The 17,883-nt window shown below is 68.4% G+C and carries 19 protein-coding genes; 14 read left to right on the plus strand and 5 right to left on the minus strand.

Translation table 11 applies throughout. The features are described from left to right. Positions 1–12 precede the first annotated feature (12 nt). From ACFPCY_RS33645 to ACFPCY_RS33660, 4 genes are all read left to right on the plus strand, one after another. Complete coding sequence (locus ACFPCY_RS33645) at positions 13–849, plus strand: helix-turn-helix domain-containing protein (RefSeq protein WP_378262027.1); 837 nt, start codon at positions 13–15, stop codon at positions 847–849. 56 nt (positions 850–905) lie between these two features. Beyond that, on the plus strand, positions 906–1,409 hold the full coding sequence (locus ACFPCY_RS33650) for a hypothetical protein (protein WP_378262029.1): 504 nt from the start codon (positions 906–908) through the stop codon (positions 1,407–1,409). 202 nt (positions 1,410–1,611) lie between these two features. Beyond that, complete coding sequence (locus ACFPCY_RS33655) at positions 1,612–2,535, plus strand: recombinase family protein (RefSeq protein ID WP_378262031.1); 924 nt, start codon at positions 1,612–1,614, stop codon at positions 2,533–2,535. Positions 2,536–2,737: 202 nt separating this feature from the next. Continuing rightward, the gene (locus ACFPCY_RS33660; protein ID WP_378262033.1) at positions 2,738–3,037 is read left to right on the plus strand and encodes a hypothetical protein; all 300 of its coding nucleotides are present in this window, start codon (positions 2,738–2,740) and stop codon (positions 3,035–3,037) included. A 361-nt stretch (positions 3,038–3,398) separates the two neighbouring features. Here ACFPCY_RS33660 and ACFPCY_RS33665 read toward each other — a convergent pair whose 3' ends face one another. Next, positions 3,399–4,001, minus strand: coding sequence for a hypothetical protein (locus ACFPCY_RS33665; RefSeq protein WP_378262035.1), 603 nt, complete (start codon positions 3,999–4,001; stop codon positions 3,399–3,401). Between the two features lie 583 nt (positions 4,002–4,584). Further along, a complete protein-coding gene (locus ACFPCY_RS33670; RefSeq protein ID WP_378262037.1) occupies positions 4,585–4,791 on the minus strand; it encodes a hypothetical protein in 207 nt (68 codons plus the stop codon). A gap of 292 nt (positions 4,792–5,083) precedes the next feature. On the opposite strand from ACFPCY_RS33670, the gene ACFPCY_RS33675 reads away from it, so the two are divergent. Beyond that, positions 5,084–6,490, plus strand: coding sequence for an ATP-grasp domain-containing protein (locus tag ACFPCY_RS33675; RefSeq protein ID WP_378262039.1), 1,407 nt, complete (start codon positions 5,084–5,086; stop codon positions 6,488–6,490). A gap of 286 nt (positions 6,491–6,776) precedes the next feature. Here ACFPCY_RS33675 and ACFPCY_RS33680 read toward each other — a convergent pair whose 3' ends face one another. Further along, on the minus strand, positions 6,777–6,977 hold the full coding sequence (locus ACFPCY_RS33680; protein ID WP_378262041.1) for a hypothetical protein: 201 nt from the start codon (positions 6,975–6,977) through the stop codon (positions 6,777–6,779). A gap of 211 nt (positions 6,978–7,188) precedes the next feature. On the opposite strand from ACFPCY_RS33680, the gene ACFPCY_RS33685 reads away from it, so the two are divergent. From ACFPCY_RS33685 to ACFPCY_RS33695, 3 genes are all read left to right on the plus strand, one after another. Then, entirely contained in the window at positions 7,189–7,479 is a 291-nt protein-coding gene (locus ACFPCY_RS33685; protein ID WP_378262043.1) for a hypothetical protein, read from the plus strand. Positions 7,480–7,763: 284 nt separating this feature from the next. Next, positions 7,764–8,087 (plus strand): hypothetical protein, encoded by a 324-nt coding sequence (locus ACFPCY_RS33690; protein ID WP_378262045.1) that lies wholly within the window; start codon positions 7,764–7,766, stop codon positions 8,085–8,087. After that, positions 8,087–8,383, plus strand: a complete 297-nt coding sequence (locus tag ACFPCY_RS33695; protein WP_378262047.1) for a YfhL family 4Fe-4S dicluster ferredoxin — start codon at positions 8,087–8,089, stop codon at positions 8,381–8,383. Before ACFPCY_RS33690 ends, ACFPCY_RS33695 begins: the two co-directional genes overlap by 1 nt. A 308-nt stretch (positions 8,384–8,691) precedes the next feature. On the opposite strand, the gene ACFPCY_RS33700 is transcribed toward ACFPCY_RS33695, so the two are convergent. Next, on the minus strand, positions 8,692–9,930 hold the full coding sequence (locus ACFPCY_RS33700; RefSeq protein WP_378262049.1) for a recombinase family protein: 1,239 nt from the start codon (positions 9,928–9,930) through the stop codon (positions 8,692–8,694). A gap of 116 nt (positions 9,931–10,046) precedes the next feature. Here ACFPCY_RS33700 and ACFPCY_RS33705 point away from each other — a divergent pair, with 116 nt between their 5' ends. From ACFPCY_RS33705 to ACFPCY_RS33725, 5 genes are all read left to right on the plus strand, one after another. After that, on the plus strand, positions 10,047–10,358 hold the full coding sequence (locus ACFPCY_RS33705; protein WP_378262051.1) for a glycoside hydrolase family protein: 312 nt from the start codon (positions 10,047–10,049) through the stop codon (positions 10,356–10,358). A 58-nt stretch (positions 10,359–10,416) separates the two neighbouring features. After that, positions 10,417–11,229, plus strand: a complete 813-nt coding sequence (locus ACFPCY_RS33710) for a methyltransferase domain-containing protein (protein WP_378262053.1) — start codon at positions 10,417–10,419, stop codon at positions 11,227–11,229. 20 nt (positions 11,230–11,249) lie between these two features. Beyond that, positions 11,250–11,630: a hypothetical protein gene (locus ACFPCY_RS33715; RefSeq protein ID WP_378262055.1), complete on the plus strand. Its 381-nt coding sequence runs from the start codon at positions 11,250–11,252 to the stop codon at positions 11,628–11,630. 504 nt (positions 11,631–12,134) lie between these two features. Continuing rightward, positions 12,135–12,602, plus strand: a complete 468-nt coding sequence (locus ACFPCY_RS33720) for a hypothetical protein (RefSeq protein WP_378262057.1) — start codon at positions 12,135–12,137, stop codon at positions 12,600–12,602. Positions 12,603–13,518: 916 nt separating this feature from the next. Further along, entirely contained in the window at positions 13,519–15,444 is a 1,926-nt protein-coding gene (locus tag ACFPCY_RS33725) for a DNA cytosine methyltransferase (protein WP_378262059.1), read from the plus strand. A 42-nt stretch (positions 15,445–15,486) separates the two neighbouring features. Here the strand turns inward: ACFPCY_RS33725 and ACFPCY_RS33730 are convergent, their stop codons facing one another. Then, entirely contained in the window at positions 15,487–15,924 is a 438-nt protein-coding gene (locus tag ACFPCY_RS33730) for a very short patch repair endonuclease (RefSeq protein ID WP_378262084.1), read from the minus strand. Positions 15,925–16,127: 203 nt separating this feature from the next. Here ACFPCY_RS33730 and ACFPCY_RS33735 point away from each other — a divergent pair, with 203 nt between their 5' ends. After that, entirely contained in the window at positions 16,128–17,582 is a 1,455-nt protein-coding gene (locus ACFPCY_RS33735; RefSeq protein WP_378262086.1) for an ATP-binding protein, read from the plus strand. The last annotated feature ends 301 nt before the right edge of the window (positions 17,583–17,883 follow it).

Here is a 17,883-nt window from a genome sequence, read left to right on the forward strand (position 1 = left end):
TACCGTGAAGCCATGACGGTCGGAGCCGGCGCGGGGGCGGAGCCGTCGGTGCCGCTGGCCCGGCTGACGGCGGCCGCGCGGGAGGAGGCCGTGCGGCGGTTTGGGATCTTGCGGCCGCATCTGGAGGAGGGCGTCTCGCTGTCGGAGGTCGCCCGCACGGGCGAGGTCTCGGTCCGGACGGCTGAGCGGTGGGCGGCACGCTACCGCCGCGGTGGCCTGGCGGCGCTGGCTCCCCGGCCCCGCAAGGACGTTGACCGGCGGCGGATGCCCGAGGAACTCCAGCTGGTGATCGAGGCCCTGGCGCTGCGCACGCCGCGGCTCAGCGCGGCGGCGGTGCACCGGCGGGTCCAGGAGCTGGCGCCCGAGCACGGCTGGCCGGTCCCCAGCTATCGCACGGTGGTCAACGTGATCGCAGCCCTCGATCCGGCGCTGACGTGCCTGGCCCACCAGGGCCGCAAGCGGTACGCCGACGTCTTCGAGCTGATCGGCCGCCGGGAGGTGGACGCGCCGAACGCCAGCTGGCAGGCCGACCACACCGAGCTGGACTTCTACATCCTGACCGAGGACGGCACCCCGGCCCGGCCGTGGCTGACGCTGATCATCGACGAGTACTCCCGGGCGGTCGCCGCGCACCGGCTGAGTCTGGAGGAGGCCGACCGGAATACGGGAGAACGGGGCGCCTCTGGGCTGGCCGAGAGCGTGGATGGCCCCCACGCTCGATCCGATCAGCACCCAGCGCCCGACCTGCCGAAACCAGGCGCCGATCCAATCAGATCCGATCCCCACTTCCGCCCCTCCTTTTCGCCCCTGGCGTGGCCATCAGAAGTGCCAGCGGTCTCGGGCTACTGATCGTGGGTCTGCGAGTGCGGTGTTCTGTGCGGTCGGCTTTCTGGGAGGGTGCTGCCATGGCAGACAACCAAGCATGGGCCCCGTACCTGAGTGGACTGGTCGAGGTCGAGGGTGTGCAGGCAGCCGGTGTGGTCGACGGCAGCACCGGTGAGCTCCTCGGCGCGGTCGCCGTCGCAGGGATCGACGATGCCGCCTCCTACCTGCAGGCCGAGGAGCCGTATGAGGAAAAGCAGGCGGATCCGGAATCGGGCGCGCAGTGCACGGGGGCCGTCAATGAGGCGGCCATGCTCTACCAGGCCCTCTCGGTCTCGGGGGGCGAGACGCCGGCGCGCGCGAATCTCGGCAAACGCCGCTTTTCTGTGGAGCGCGGCGTCTGGGACGAACCCGGCCAGCGGGAGGTCTTCGTGGTGCTCGCGAAGGGACCCGAAGACCAGAAGGCCCTCCTGATGGAGGACCCGAATCGCTACGCGGTCCTCGCCGTCTACAAGGCCCCGGCGAGTGCGTCGGCCGTCCGCAGCGCGGCCGCGGAGGTTGTCGAGAAGCTGGCTGAGAGCGCCTGACACTGGTGAAAAATGGCCCAGGTCACCAGCAGCACCCGCGTGGACGGTGACCTGGGGGCCTGCCGACCCAGCCCCCCGAATCACAGCAAGCAGGCTCTTGGCTCGAACGTGACGGGCCAGACTCTCGTCCCAGGGGGCAATACCTGCGGCAGTCGGCAATCGGAGCCCGCCGCACCTGCGGGGGAAGGAACCTGATCGGGCCATGGCCGACCGCGTCTACCTGCGGCACTCCACCGACAAGCAGACCGACGCCCGCCAGCGGCACGCCCTGGCCGCGCTGATCGCCTCCGGCGCCCCCGTCTACGACGACCCCGCCACCTCCAGCCGCCGACTCTCCCTGGAGCGCGTCGGGTTCACCCGCCTGCTGCACGAGGCCGCCGTCGGCGACACCATCCGCATCGCCGACGCCGCCCGCCTGTTCCGCTCGGTCGCCGACATCCTCGCCCTGCGCCCCGTGCTGATCCGCCGCGGCCTGCACCTGCGGGTGGAGTCCGGGCTGCTGTCGGGGATCGACCTGGCCGCCGATGATCCCGGCACCAAGATGATGGTGAACGTGCTGGCCTCGGTGCTGGAGTTCCAGCGCGGCATGATCTCAGAGAACACCCGCCAGGGCGTCGCCGCCGCGCAGGCCTCCGGCAAGACCCTCGGCCGCCCGACCGCGCTCCCTGCGGACAAGGCCGACCAGGTCGTCACCGCCTACCAGCACGGGACCGCCATCAAGGCGCTGGCCCGCGAGCACCAAGTCGCGCCCAAGACCATCCGCCGCGTCCTGGACGCCGCCGGAGCCCGCCGACTCCCCGACCAGCTCGACGCGCCGCCCGGCCCCGCCGAACCGCTCGGCCCCGCCGCGGACCTGCCCGTGACGCTCGATGTGCCCGGCCTGCTCGCCGACCACCTGCGGTCCGTCTGCGACGACACCATCCGCGAGATGCTCATCCGGGGGCGGCCCATCCGCCGTGGCAGGGGCTACTGCATCCCCCTCACCGTGCCACTCGAACTCCACCACGCCTTGCTGCACCACAGCGCCGCCCTGACCGCCGAGGGCGCCGGGCCGGCCGAACGCAAGGCCTACCGGGTGTACGCCACCCGCATCACCACCGCTGAACAGCCACGATCAGGACGCTGACCCACCCACATCGGAACGCTGGACGGCGGCAGCTCGCCCCCCTCCCGACCCGCTACCGCCGTTGACCGGTCGGTTGCTGCTCACGGGCCTTGTCCCTCCCAGTCGGGGAGACGACACCATCTCGCGATGACTTTCTGTAGTGAACTGGACGCGGAGAGGGAAGATGAGGGGTGCGCCCGGACACGAATCCGAAGGAGACAACATGCGCAGGAAGCTCACCCTGGCGGCGGCTATCGCCGCCGCAGCCGCAGCCCTGACCGCCTGGCCCGGCGCGGCGACCGCCGCGAAGGTCCATCCCCACGTCTGCGCCCGGGTCGGCGCCTTCGACGACGAGGACGGGGTCATGGTGATCGGCCGCGGCTGCGAACCCGAGCTGCACGGGCACGAGCGCCTCGTCGTGATCAGCCAGAAGGGTTCCTCTCACCACGACTACCGGTGTGAGGCGGCCCTGGGCTCCGGTTCCCGCATCGAGGCCCACCACTGCACGCACCGGGCCCGGTGAGGCGGCCGGCTCAGGCGGGCGAGGGTGGAACAAGCCGCGGCGGCGGTTCGGTCGCTGGAATCAGGTCACGCCGGGGCGGTGGCGGGCTGTGGGTGCGCGTGTCCGGGCCCGCCGGTCCTGGCCGGGCCAGGGACTGGACGCGGTCGCGGTGAGGTTCGGCGGGTGCGCCGAAGACTCGGGTCCCGCGGCACCCGACCGGAGACGCGGCGCCGACACGCCCCGCATCATGACCGCCCTTCGGGGCTGGAGGCGAGCGCGAGTCGGCCGCGCGTGCCGGGCGGCGGCGGGGCGAGCACGATCAGGGTGCGGAGTAGCTCCCGGTGGGACGGTGGCCATGGCGTCCAGCTGAGGGGGCGTGCGGCTAGTCCACGCACATGGCGAATGCTCTGGACTCGCCGATCATCATCTCCGCCCGCCAGGTGTTGGGTTTCTGTGCGTCCGGCGTGTTGGCCTGCTGCGCGTCCCCGACCTGGCTGAAGGAGTTGGTGGAGGGCCGGGAGTCGGCGCCGCCGCCGATCAGTGCCTTGCCCTGCGGGCAGGTGGCGTAGGCCTTGCTGCCCCTTTCGGACCAGGCCGAGGCGACGATGGTGGGCGTGGGGGCGCCGGGAACGCACATGGCGTAGGCCCTGGCCTGGCCGTTGGTCAGCTGGACCTGCCAGGTGTTGGGTTCGGTGTCGCTGGGGGCGTTCAGTTCCATCGAGTCGGTGTTGGTCCCCAGGCTGGTCCTGGAGTTGTAGGAGTCGAAGCCGCCGCCGACCAGCCCGGTGCCGGGCGGGCAGGTGGCCGAGGCCACCTTGTGCTTGCCTGACCAGTCCGACTCCACGATGGTGGGGGTAGGGGTCTGGGCGGCCGCTCGCGGCGTGCCGGCGGCCGGGGTGGCTTCCGACAGATCGGCCGAGACTGGGACGGCGGCCGCGACGACCGCCGCGGCGAGCAGGTTGGTGGTGAATCGCAGTGTGGACATGCGCGGTCCTCTTCGTGTCAGCCTCGGAATCCGGAAGCCGGACCGCAGGCATCACAACTGTCTGCCATGGTTTATGTACGTCCAGCGACTATATGGCGAGGCGACCCGCGACTGATCGCTGCAGTTCGCCTCGCCGAGGCGGATCGAGCCGGGGGAGGGCGTCCGTCCGGTTCGGGCCAATCGCCGAGCCGACCGGAAGGAGGGGCGGCGGTAACCGACGTGTCATGAGCCGCGAACCGGCTCGCCCGCGCAGGTCACAGGGCGTACAAGCCGCCAGGCCGCGGACCGGGTTCCGGTCCGGGCCCGGCGGGATAAGTCCGGCACCGCGCGCGGCTTCCCGGCCCGAAAACCCCGCGGCAGCGTTTGAACGGGAGTGTTCGCGCGGGTCGGGCGGGTCCTAGCTATCAAGCGCCGGTGGTCGGGTTCAGACGTTACGTCGAGTCGGCCGTCACGCTCCGCTCGTTTGCAGCTGGTGACCTTCGGTTGCCGCCACCCCTCTCGCGCGCGCCGCGCGGAGACAGCCCGGGGGCCATCTCCAGCACGCGGTCTGCGGACATGGGTTGCAGAGGCAGACCAGGGCTGCCTAGCTCGCATCCTTGCAGCTCGGAATCAGCATGCCCATCGGCCCCGCGATCCAGCCCAGAACCATGCCCTCCGGGCAGGGGCCCGGGTCGGCGATGTGAGCGGTGGCGGGCGGGGTGGCGGGCGCGGCCAGCGCACTGCCGGCCCCGCTCAGCACGGCGGCTCCGGTGAGCAGGGCGGTGGTGAGCGCCTTGCGGGTCATGGTCATGTTCTCTCTTTCGGTCGGGGAGGCGTCTGAACCGAATAACTACCCAACGCCTCACGGCCATCACCATAAGTAGTTTTCGTTCTTGACGAGGTGAGGGACACACCGCCCCGCCGGACTCACCAACCCCTTGGCCGCACTGATCCGGTACCGCCAGCTCGCTGGGGGCTCACGACACGGTTCTTACCGGCACCCAAGGAGACCGACGACTCCGAGCCATTGCACAGTGTTAAAGTCCCGCTTCGCCGGGTAGCTAAGGGGCAGGTCGCTTGGCCTGGGTTGAGGTGGTACGGCGTTGACGCTTCAGGAAAACGAGACGGCCGAACCGAAAGACCCGGTCAGCCGGTGCCACCGGATCCTGGCGGAGCCGGGCGTAGCCTCGGCGACCTATGAGGCACTGGTCGCCGGACAGCTGGACCGGGGCCTGGAGCATGACGACCGGCCCCTGTCTCGTGCGTTGCGCCCCCGGCTGCTCCCGGCCGCTGAGTCCAGGGTGTGGGCGGAGGCGGGCCGGCTTGTCGCACGGGCGGCGCGACGCCTGGCCACCCAGTTGGTGGACTGCGACCTGGCCCGGGCCATGGGTGCCGAGATCGTGCTCGATCACGTCGAGGCCGCTTTGGCCCGCCTCCCCTACCCCGGGCAGGAACCGAGTCTGCTGGGGCGGTTGGATGGCTTCGGCAGCGGCCGGGACCTGCGGTTCGTGGAGTACAACGCGGACAGCTGCTCCTGCCTGATCGCGCAGGAACCACTGGCTCACCTCTACACCTCCACCCCGGCGATGAGGGAGCTGAGCAGGACTGCCCGAATCGAGCCCGCCCCCGCACTGGACAGGATCGTCGACCAGCTCCTGCACGCATGGCAGGCCGCGGGCGAGCCGGGAGCAGCCCCCCACGTCGCGGTGCTGGACTGGCCCGAAGGCGCTTGGCTGGCGGAGTTCGAGCTGATCCGGTCCGTTTTCGAGGCCAGGAACATCCCGGCGCTGGTCTGCACACCGGACGAACTGTCCTTCTCGGCCGCCGGCCTCATGGCGCGCACAGCCGACGGCCGCGACCACCCCATCACCCTCATCTACCGGCGCGTTTTGGCCGGGGACCTCCACTACAGGTACGGGAGCGACCTGCTGGAGCACCCGCTGGTGACCGCTGCGGCAGCGGGCGCCTGCGCGGTGGTCAACCCGCTGGCCGCCGACCTCGTGCAGCGGAAGACCCTCTTCGCGCTCCTGAGCGATGAACGGGTACTGTGCTGGCTCCCCGCCGACGAGGCCGCCGCCGTGCGCCGTCACGTGCCATGGTCCCGGCCCGTGATCGCCGGCCGCACCGTCTACCAGGCAGACCAAGTCGACCTGCTGGAGTTCGCCAGCACCCACCGCGAGCGGCTCGTGCTCAAACCCGACAACGGCTACGCCGGGCACGGCGTGGTGTGCGGCTGGGACACCTCACCCGCCCGCTGGGACATGCAGCTCAAGAAAGCCCTCACCACCCCGCACGTGCTGCAAGAACGCGTCCGCGTCCCGATGGAGCACTACCCCTACCTGCACGACGGCCACCTCGCCTTCCAGCACCGCATCCAAGGCACCGACGCCATGCTCGTCGGCGACGACGTCATCGGCTGCGTCACCCGCACCGCGACCACATCCTTGGTCAACGTCGCTACCGGCGGAGACCTCATCCCCGTCCTCACCACCAGCCCCCTGAACACCTGAAGCGCGCCACCACACCGACGTGCGCCACAGGCCACGGGGAAGCGCGGCGGGCGCCCGCCCTGCCCACGAGCCGGGTCTCCGGCACGCCCATCCAGCCCCGTTCCGATACGGCAGCGGGCCGCGCTCAAGCCCGCGCCGGCACTGATGCGGTCACCGTTGGTGTCGGCTAAGCAACAATCCCGTCCACTGCTGCTCCACCGTGACCGCGCCAGGGACTGCGGTGATCTGTCGCCGTGCGGTGGGCGCCGCTGCTCGCCGCGCCCGCCGCGTCGTCGTCAACCGCTTATCAGCCGGGTACGCACTCGTACTCCCAGACGGACCAGTGCTGCCCGTCCGGGCAGTACCCGTCGTGCATGGCGGCCTGCGGGGTCGCCAGCGCCGCGGCGGTGGACGCGGTGGTGGGCGCGGCGAGCGCGCCGCCCGCCCCGGCCAGCACGGCTGCGCCGGCGAGCAGGACGGCGGTGAGCGCCTGTCGGGTCCTGGTCATGAAGATCCTCCTTCGACTCAGGGGCCGCAGCCAACCCCTCAACTACTCATCGTCATATTACGGTGACTATTAGTGCTGGCATGTCGCGGTGGACGTCCGCACGCCTCCTGGACGGTGAGACGGCCACAACGCAATGACCGTCTGTAGTGACTTGGGTGCGGAGAGGGAAGGTGAGGGGGTGCGCCCGGATACCGATGCGAAGGAGAACGGCATGCGCAGGAACCTCACCCTGGCGTCGGCCCTCGCCGCCGCGGCCCTGACCGCCTGGCCCGGCGCGGCGCACGCCGCAGCGGCCGATGACTACTTCTGCTCCGAGGTCACTACCCGCCACGACAACAGGGACGTGGAGGCCCGCCACTGCTTCCCGAGGCCGCCCGCGGAGCCCTTCGTGCACGACCTCGTCATCCACGACACGCGCGACCCCGGGAAGGCCTACCACTGCGGTTGGGCCGAGGTCGTCCACGGCGATGGGCTGGACGGCGGCGAGTGCCGGCTCCAGTAGGAACAGCGCCCCAGACCCCGCTCGCCCCGTGAGGCCGTCTCGTCCCGGCCCGGCGCCCGGCCGGGACGAGACGGTCTGACGGCGAGCGCGGCCCGCCAGCACGGCCAGGTCGGCGCGGGCGAGCCGGACGGCACAGGGGGGTGCCGACGGCGGGACGAGCGGGACCAGGGCGCGAACCGGTTCGCGGTCGGAGCCTGGTCGTGGCATCGAGCCTGACGGCCGGGTGACGGGCCCGCAGCGACGAGCGGATACACATACCGTCTCTGATCAGTTACGTTGTGTTTATGACTTTGGAGTCGACGCGACGCCAGGTGCTTCAGGCCGCCCTCGTCGGCCTTGCCGGAACATGCGTCACCGGCCTCGGACACCCCCCGACCGCAGCGCTCAGCCACAAGCAGAGCCGCCGGCACTACCAGGACCGCTACCGTGAGCTGTTCAAAGCCTGCGGCACGGACCTGGACCAAAAAGCGCTGGTCGGCCGGCAGATGCTCGCCAACTACGACCGTGACGCACGCCTCTACCACCTGCCCGACCGCGCCGCCGTGGTGCGCATGCAGGCCGCCCTGCAACGCCAGCACCACGCCCGCCTGATCGCAGTGAGCTCCTGATGGCCGCCCACATCCTCGAGGACTGCATCAAGTGCGGTGCCTGCAAACCCGAATGCCCCAACCAGGCCATCACCGAAGGCGACGAAGCCTACGTCATCAATCCCGCCAAGTGCAGCGAATGCGTCGGCTTCTACGACCACTTCGCCTGCCAAGCGGTCTGCCCGGTGAACGCCTGCCTGCCCGATCCGGCGCATCGGGAATCAGAGCAGACCCTCTACGACCGCACCGTCCAACTCCACCCCGGCACCACGTTCCCACCGCTGTCCGACAAGACGCCCTCCCGCTTCCACGCCTAGGGCCAATACCGTTCAAGGTCTGCCCGTAGACAAGCCATGCATTGTGGGTCGGCCTCAGCGGCCGGTCCGCCCCCGACAGCAACCCTCCGACCTGATCGACCGCCGCTGGAACCGTGGCCACATCCAGTTCCCCGCCCAACCTCACCACCCGCCAGAGCTCCACCGCTCCACACCCACGGTCAGCCTCAGACCAGGCGAAGCCCGTTGCGGCGTTGCCATCACCACGCCTCACGGAAAGCCTCGTTAGCAGATAGTTCGATTATGCCCGGACTTCGTCAGCGCCCCCGTGATACGTTCAGGACAGACGGTTACCGCACCGGAATTCGGTAGGGATCGCCGATCATGATGGCGCGGGCATGTAGCAATGGCTTGTGTCCCCCCTCGGACACGAACCCTTTCACTATGTGATCGGGTTTTGGGACACCGCCGGAGTGCGGGCTGAGGTGAGCCTCGGCCCGCACTTTGCGTTCTCCGGGGTGATAGACCATGGTGAGGCCGATCCGCTGGTAGACGGCGGCCTTGTGCTCCGGGTCCCCCTCGGCGATCGCGGCTCGGACGTCTCCGATGTCGTCGAGCATGGCGGTGATCTGTTCTCGGGACATGGCGCTCCTTGACTCGATGGCGCGGAGTTCGGCTTCGGCCTGCTGGCGGTCGGCCTTTGTCTCGGCGATCCACTGGTTGATCAGCGTGGGGTCGCCGCCGGCCTCCAGCGCGGCCCTATGGCGGGCCATCTTGGTCGCGGCCTCGGCGAGCTTGCTGCGAGCCATGTGCGCTCGCGCATCGTGGGCTTCCTCACCTTGGGCGGAGGCCAGGGCCTCGATGGTGGCGGCGAGGTTGTCGGGGGCGAAGGCGGTGGTGAGCCAGTCGTCGATGTGGCCGAGGATCGCGTCCTCGCGCAGGTACACGTTGCGAGGGTGGTCGATCTTGTTGGCGATGGCGTACTCCTCGGCGAACTTGCAGCGGTAGTACGGGGCCTTGTTGATCCACTGGCTCTGCATCTTGCGGTGGCACAGCCCGCAGTAGACGCGCCCCTTGAAGACGTAGGTGTGCTTGGAGCGATGCGGCTTGTGGACGCAGGCGCTCTTGCCGCGCGCCTTCAGCAGTTCCTGGGCACGGCGGAAGGTGGTGTCGTCGATGATCGGGGTTTGGACGATCTTGTCGGAGACCACCCACTCGCCGATCTCGTTCCAGCGCATCTTGGTGACGTGGCCGAGGGTGACGTCGTTGAGGTCGAGCAGGACCTCGTCCTTGCGTTGGCGGTTCCAGACCTGGCGGCCGGTGTAGCGCGGGTTGGTCAGGATCGCCCGCACCGCGCCCTTGCTCCAGGCGACGCCGCAGCGGTGCCGGTTGCGGGCCGGGTCGTAGGCCGACGGGCAGGGAACGCCGTCGTGGGTGAGTCCTTCGGCGATGGCGAACAGCCCGCGTCCGGCGAGGAACTCGATGAAGATCCGCACCACGATCGGCGCGGTGTTGAGGTCGATCTCCAGGCCGTGCAACCGCTTGCCGTCGGCCGCCTTGGTCGGGTTGGGGTGCGGCCCCAGATCCAACCCACGCGACCGAGCTGGTGCTACGGAACCCCCGGCTTGGCCCGCGCGCAGCAACTCGCCGCCCTCACCGTGGACGATCCCCAACGCCAGCAGGCCACCGAAAGCGCCCTGCTCGGTTGCATCACCGATCGCGCCGGCAACTCCAGAGGCTGACCGACCCCACCCTCTGCCATGGCTGGGCCGGGCTGCTGGTGACGACCACACGCGCCGCCGCCGATGCCCGCACCCCAGCACTGGCCGGGCAGCTCCCGATCCTGCGCGAGCTGTCCAACCAGCACACAACCATCCCGCCCGACACACCGGGCCTTCTGGAAGGCACGGCCGGGGTCGAGCTGGCCCGAAGCCACCTACCGTCCAGTCCCACCTGCGGCCATGCGTCAGGCTCGAACCCGGTGGCCTGGGACGCCTGTCTGCTCACCTACGGATAGAAACGCCAAAAGTCCACGACCGCCGAACGCCACCACCCTGCGACCTAGACTGCGAGCAATGAGCGCCGACACCCTTCACCCCGACACCCGCCGCGATGCCCTGGTCCAAAACCTCATCGACAGCGGCGATCTGCGCACGCCGGCCGTCCAGGCCGCCGTCCGCCCGGTGCCGCGCCACCTGTTCCTGCCGACGGTGCCGGTCACCGACGCCTACGCCTACGCCGACCAGATCGTGGTCACCAAACGCGACACCGACGGGGCCGCGCTCAGCTCCGCCAGCCAGCCCACGATCATCGTCCGGATGCTGGAACAGGCCCAGCCGCAACCGGGCTGGCGGGTCCTGGAGATCGGCGCGGGCACCGGCTACAACGCAGTCCTGCTGCGCGCGCTGGTCGGCGACACCGGGCAGGTCACCACCATCGACATCTACGACGACGTCGTCGACCAGGCCCGCCGCAACCTGGCCGCCGCCGGCTACCACCACGTCCTGGTCCTGCAGCAGGACGGTGCGCTCGGCGCCCCCGACCGCGCCCCCTTCGACCTGATCGTCGTCACCGCGGGGGCCTGGGACATCCCCGCCGCCTGGTGGGCCCAACTCGCCCCGCACGCCCGCGTTGTCGTCCCACTGCGGTGGCGCGGCCTGACCCGCTCCCTGGCCCTGCGCCGCCACCCCGCCACTCCCACCCGACCCGCCGCGCTGACCGCCGAATCCATGCACCTGTGCGGTTTCATCCCCATGATCGGAACCAGCGACGGCGAGCGCACCATCCCCCTGGCCGACGACGTCAGCCTGCTGGCCGACCGCGACCAGGACCCCGGGAACCTGGACGGTGTCCTCACACCCCACCAACCGAGGTCTGGTCCGGTGTGATCATCCCCGGTGATCAGTCCATGGAGGGGATCTGGCTGCGGATGTCCACCGCCGAACCAGGCACCTGCCGCATCAAAGCCACCCCCGCCGCGATCGCCACCGGCCGGGTCGCCCCCGCCACCCCCGTCAGTCCCGCGCTGGCCGAACAGGACTCGATGGCCTACCTGGCGATCCGCCGCGCCCCCGAAGGCACCTCCCGCTGGGAGGTCGGCGCGATCGGCCACGGCCCTCACGGCGCGAACCTCGGCAAGCGCATCGCCGCGCAGATCCGGTGCTGGGCCATCGATCACGACGCCACTCCCGACATCACCCTCCACCCCGCAACCACCCCTCTCGAAGCACTCCCCACCGGACTCGCCATCACCAAGCACGACAGCATCATGCTCCTGACCTGGCACTAGCTCCGGCATCGATCAACACTTCCCGTCCCCGCCAAAGGCCCGGCAGGGAAAATACGAAAGTGTGCAGAAAGACAGCCGCGTAGCTGCGGCCAGCACTGCAGTCGTGGATCGTGATCTTCATGCGTGGGCGGTTGGTCGCTGGTGGCTGGCCCGGGATCTGGCCTGGTGGCGGCGTCGCCAGTCAGACCAGCGGAGCTGGTGGACGACATCCTGGGTCGGTTGGGTGCCGAGCACGACGAACAGGCGCTGGGCCTTACACAGCGCCCCCGCTGGAACCGTCGTCCGGCCACTCGCACGCCCGTTCCCCCACCACGACCTCAACAACAACGGAGCAATCAGGGGTGCCCGAGCTTGGGGCGCGGGTTCCCTGGCCCTCACCGCACCCACCGCACGCGAGGAATGCCTCATTAAACTCCCCACCGCCGACCAAGCGGGGGCGCCGGCAACTGACTGCCCCCTCGGGCGCATCCGATCGTCCTCTGGCGGAACCTACAATGAGCGGCTATGAGCTCGCGTGAGCACTTGGTCGCCGTCCTCGACGGAGTCTGCCTGGAAGTGGGCAGAGCGACACTGGGAAATGAGGAGGTCGCCGAACGCCTCATCCTGATCACCGATCGACAGACAAGTCTCCCGCACTCCGCCGGACTGGACGTCTACGACAACGGCGGGACGATCGCCTTCGTCAACAACTCCGGAGTCCCCTTCGTCGAGCAGTCCGACGACTTGATCAGGCGGGTGGCCCCCCTGCGGCCGCAGGCGGTGCTTCTGGCGGGCTCGGCCCTCACCGGACGCCCCGGCGGGCAGTACCGCCGCGTGCTGGCCGTGCAGATGTTCTCCCCGCTCGATGCGCTGCGAGCGGGGAGGGTCGCGGAAGTGGAACCAGCGCGGGGCCTCATCGAGAAGGTTCTTCCCTGGAGAAACGTTAAGGCCGGGCCGCCGGTGTGGGCCGAGCAGATCCTCAACGGGAACTGAGGGGGAACCGTGAAGCCGACCGGCCCCGCACCCGGAGATGGTTCAGACCCGTTCACTCGGCACCAGATGCGGATCATCACGCTATCCAGCTCGGGCAAGATTGCCTCCGACGTCCTCCACCCCTGGACCTCGGTTTCGCTCACCAATGTCCACACCGGCGAGTCACCGGGCTTTCCCGCTGCGGAGATCCCCCCCCCGGAGTGCTCCACCGTGGCGAGAACGGCCGCGAGTCGCTCCTCACCGTCGACGGAATCCGCCTCGAACTCGACGGTCAAGGCAACGCGACTGCCCACGACGGTCCCGATCAGATTCCTGGGCCTGGCATCTTCATGGTGGTGGAGGTACAGCCAAACGAGCGTGATTGAGACATCCAATCGGCACTCTGCTAGGCACCAGCTCCGAACCCTGTCGACATCCTCATCAAAGATCATGCGGATGTCGGTGCACCTTCTCCAGCACCCGGTGAGGACGCCTCAGCGGGTCGCCGCGCCCTGCGGACACACTCGACCTTGGCAGGGGCGCACGACTTCGCCCCCTGCTCGGTCTCGACAGCTACGGCAACGTCACGGCCTGCGACAGTTTTGAACGGATCGCTGGTCCAGGCATCACCATGACCGTTCAGACCTCGACCGGGGAGAGCCAGGAGCGGAGATCACGAGAGCACGCTTCCGCGGCTCGCCGGGCCTGAAGACGCAACTTTGTCCCTCATCCGCCTCTATGATGACCCCGGCCACGCATCGATTCACCGGTCCGCGGCCAAGGGTTCGGGAGCCCACAGCCAGGCACTGAAACCCGACGGACCGGCGCCGACACCACGGTGTCCTCCGGCTTCGAAGGGGGTGCTCTTGCCCAGGCCAGCGCATCTGTGATCTCCTGGTGCTCATCGTTGTCGACGGCGTGAAGGGGCGGTCTGGCTGTGCAGAAGAAGTCGCACTACGGCGTTCCCCTGGAGCGTAGCGACTACTTGGCCCTCGAAGCGCACCGCCACAGCTGTCCCCCCGAACGGTTCGCACGCTGGCTCGAAGGGTTCGGCCGGGACCGCCGCCTGGCCATCGATCTCTTCTCTGGGGCCGGTGGTCTCAGCCTGGGGCTGCAGCGCGCCGGTTGGACTCTCGCCGCAGCAGTGGATCATGACGAACGCGCCCTGGAGACCCACAGGGCGAACTTCCCCGGTATGAGCCTGAACATGGATTTGGGCGACCCCGCTGAGCGGGACAGGCTTGAGGAGATCCTCGAGCCAGCTCGGGGCAAAATTGATCTTGTGGCCGGAGGCCCCCCGTGCCAGCCGTTCAGCCGGGCTGGTCGCAGCAAGATCCGCAGCCTCATCGAGGAACACGGCCGAGACCCACACGACCGTAGGAAGGAACTGTGGAAGGCCTACCTGGACGTGATCGAGCGGCTCCAGCCGCGCGCCGTGCTCATGGAGAATGTTCCCGACATGGGTCTCAGCGACGACTTCGTCGTTCTGAGGGTGATCGAACAGCGCTTGGAAGCCCTCGGGTACGCAGCTGAACTCCGCTTGGTGGATGCCTGGCGGTACGGTGTCCCCCAGCACCGCAAGAGGCTCATTCTGCTCGCCAGGAGGGACGTCGAGTGCTTCGACTGGCCGGACGCCCTCCCCGAGGATCAGATCACTACTCTGCGTGATGCCATCAGCGACCTTCCTCCCCTACACGCGGTAGCAACGGAGCGTGTCGGGGCGCGGGAACTGCGTTACTCCACACCGCCCGAAATGCAGTCCGACTTCGCGGCAGACATGCGGAAGCGCACCCAGAAAGAGAAGGTCTGGGACCATATGACCCGTCGGGTACGGAAGGACGACTGGAAGATCTTCAATGACATGACGTCCTCGTCCCTGTACTCGGACGTCGATGCGAGCCTCCGCAGATACAAGGCCGACCAGTTCACGGACAAGTATAAGAAGCTCGACTGGGACGACCTCAGCAGGACGATCACCGCTCACATCGCCAAGGACGGCTACTGGTACATCCACCCCGACCAGAACCGGACCTTGACCGTCCGTGAGGCGGCCAGGATCCAGACCTTCCCCGACCGGTTCCGCTTCGCGGGCACCCGGAGCGACGCCTTCCGCCAGATCGGCAATGCGGTCCCGCCCCTGCTGGGCAGGGCTGCGGCCACGGCGCTGCTCCCCGTGAAGGACCAGCCTGCGAACAGCGGTGTGCAGTCTCGCTGGAGTACGGTACGCAAGGAGTTGACGTCCTGGGCAACGAACCAGCGAGACAACGACAGCTGGCACCAGTTGCCCAAGCTCAGCCCGCTTCACGCCGCAGTCGTCGCCATACTTTCCCGGACCCGGATACCGTCCGATCGGCTAGGCAAGCTACTCGAGTCCATCCGGCACGAGTCGGTGCTGACGGATGACGTGTTCAAGCAGCTTCTCGCCGACTCTCCCACTGCCTCGGCCGCCGAGCGCACCCGGCGCTTGTCGGGACTTGTTGACGTCCCTGATGCGTGGGCTGTCGGGCGCTCCGGAGAGCTTCCGTCTCTGCTCGACCTGAAGCCGGCCGAGACGCGTCTCTACCACCTGCTGATCGGCGACGATGTTCTCTGGACGGGGCAGAGCGCGCTGCGGGTGGCGGCACGGCTGAACGGTAGTTTCTCCGATCGCACCAACAGGATGAGCGACGGCAGGGTCGACTTGGTGCGCTTGGTGGGTGCCGGTGAGGACGCTTCGCTCCGCATGGCGGCGTTGCGGCTGATTGGCAACACTGTCTGTAAGGTCAGAGAGCCGCTCTGCACCGCTTGTCCTCTGGCCCGGTTCTGCGAGGGACGAGCAGGGGTCGCTGGCGAGGATCTCTTCACCAGCGCTCAAGATTCTTGACGTGAGCACTGAGCATGCGGCGTCGGTTGCAGGACATCAGTTTCATCGGTCGGTGCATTCCTCCGCCACCCGTAGTGCGGCTTGTCTGACGTCGGAACGGATCTCGCACTCCCATACCCGGACGACCGTCCAGCCTTCCGCCTCCACCGCAGCGGTGTTGCGCGCGTCACGTGCGCGGTTGGTGGCGATCTTCTCCTCCCATCGCTCCGCGTTGGGGCCTCGGAATCCCTTCGGTCCGTGCTGCGGGCAACCGTGCCAGTAGCAGCCGTCCACGAACACGGCAACTCTGTGACGGGGCAGAACGAAGTCGACGGTGCAGTGCGGCACCAGCCTTTGTTGCACCCTGAACCTCAGCCCCAGCCGGTGGACTGCCCTCCGCAGTGCAAGCTCGGGCTTGGTGTCCCGAACACGCCGACCTCGTAGATGCTCCCCCTCTGGGGTACTGACCCACCCTCTGTCGATCTGACCGTCCCTCTGCACCAAGACCGTTACTCCAGCCGCGCCGAACGAACTCCTCTCGTCCGCAGGGTGTCACAGCCGCCTGTTCGATGGGACTCGCCCACCGCAGTGGTGGTGTTCCAACACCACGCGGGGTCTTGTGATCACGTGGCTGTTCCGGTCAGGCACTGGGTAAATTGAGCCGGAAAATGTGACCATCGAGAGGAGTCGAGCCGCCAGTGACGATGGACTACGAGATCGCGGCTCCCGACCCCGCAGGAATGGTTGCGTCTCTCAGCTCTCTGGGTTACTCCCTCGAGGCCGCTGTCGCGGACCTGGTCGACAACAGTATCGGCGCCCAAGCGCGTCAGATCGAGGTCGAGTTCACCTGGGAGGGGGAGAACTCGTGGATTGCGGTGGTCGACGACGGTCAGGGCATGGGGCGTGACGAGCTGGTCACAGCGATGACTCCGGCAGCTCGCGGCCCTGCCGCAGAACGGTCCACACTCGATCTCGGACGGTTCGGCATGGGGCTGAAGACCGCGTCCTTCTCGCAGGCCCGCCAGCTCACGGTGGCCACGGCCTCCCCGAATGGGCGGTGGCACACACGGACCTGGGATCTCGACATGGTTGAGCGAACCGGCGAGTGGCGGCTTCTGGTCGGCTGCGACGATGCCACGAGGGCGATCGTGGAGGGGCTTCGGGGATCTCGTCCCCACGGGACAGTCGTGCTCTGGCGGCGCCTCAACGGCTACGACAGTGACGAGTTCGACGGGGACCGAACAGCCCAGCAACAGTTCTACGACGAGGCCGGCCGTGTCGAGTCCCACCTCGGAATGGTCTTTGCTCGGTTCCTGAACGAGGTAGCCCTGAGCGTGCAGGGCGTGAAGGTCCAACCTTGGGACCCCTTCCTTCGCAGGCACCGGTCCGTTCAGCTGCTGCCCGTGGAGGGACTTCCACTGTCCGGCGCCTTGGTCAGGGTCGAGGGGTTCGTGCTGCCGCACGCGCAGAAGCTGTCCCCGGCCGAGCACAGGGAAGCCGGCGGCCCCACCGGCTGGCTGAACCAGCAGGGCTTCTACGTCTACCGGCGCAACCGCCTGATCGTAGCTGGTGACTGGCTGGGACTGCGCGGAATGCGGAAGGAGGAGAAGTACAGCCTCGCGCGGATATGCGTGGACATACCCGCGGAGCTGGACAGTGAATGGAGCGTTGACGTACGCAAGTCCAAGATCGTCCCGCCCGTCCCGCTTCGGCGCCATCTTGCTCGAATCGCCCACCGCACCAGAGAGAAGGCGTCCGAGGTTCTCCGGCACCGGGGCCAGATAGCCGCGCGAGAGCACGGCGCCCCGCACGTGTACGCCTGGCGCGTTGAGCGTCGCGATGGTCGGATCGTCTGCCGCATCAACCGTCAGCACCCCCTGGTTCAGGAAATCCTGAGGTCCGGCAGCAACGGTGCTGTCAGGGCCCTGCTCAGCCTGTTGGAGGAGACCGTGCCGGTGGAGGCGCTTCGCGTGATGCACGACACCGACGCTGCTGACGATCCCCAGCCCTTCAAAGACCTGCCCAGCGAGACCGAGGAGATGGTTGCACGACACATCTACGAGGCGCTCGTCAGCCGGGGAAGCTCTCCGTCCGAGGCCAGTCGGAAGCTTGTGGGTATGCACCCCTTCAACCAACTTGAAGGCTTCTGGCATCAGTAGCTTTGCCCAAAGAGGCCACGGTTTGTCAGACCACTCGCCTACCCTGTGACACAGCATTGACCAACCTTGAGAGGTGCCGGTGGAGGCCGAGGAAAGCGACGTCCTGGCCAAGGGGCTCCGCCTCGTACGTGCCGCCCTGCCAGTGGACCGTCAACCGACCGACAGAGAGGTCGATGAAGCGCCCCGGTTTCGATGGAGGCTCTAGGTTGTGGCTGTGACCTGCAGTTCTGTGTGTTCCTGGAAGTAGCTGGTCTCGTATTCGTCGGGTGGGACATGGCCGATCTCACCGTGGAGGCGGGTG

It is taken from the genome of Actinomadura gamaensis, from assembly GCF_042652125.1.
GTDB classification, from domain to species: Bacteria; Actinomycetota; Actinomycetes; order Streptosporangiales; family Streptosporangiaceae; genus Spirillospora; species Spirillospora gamaensis.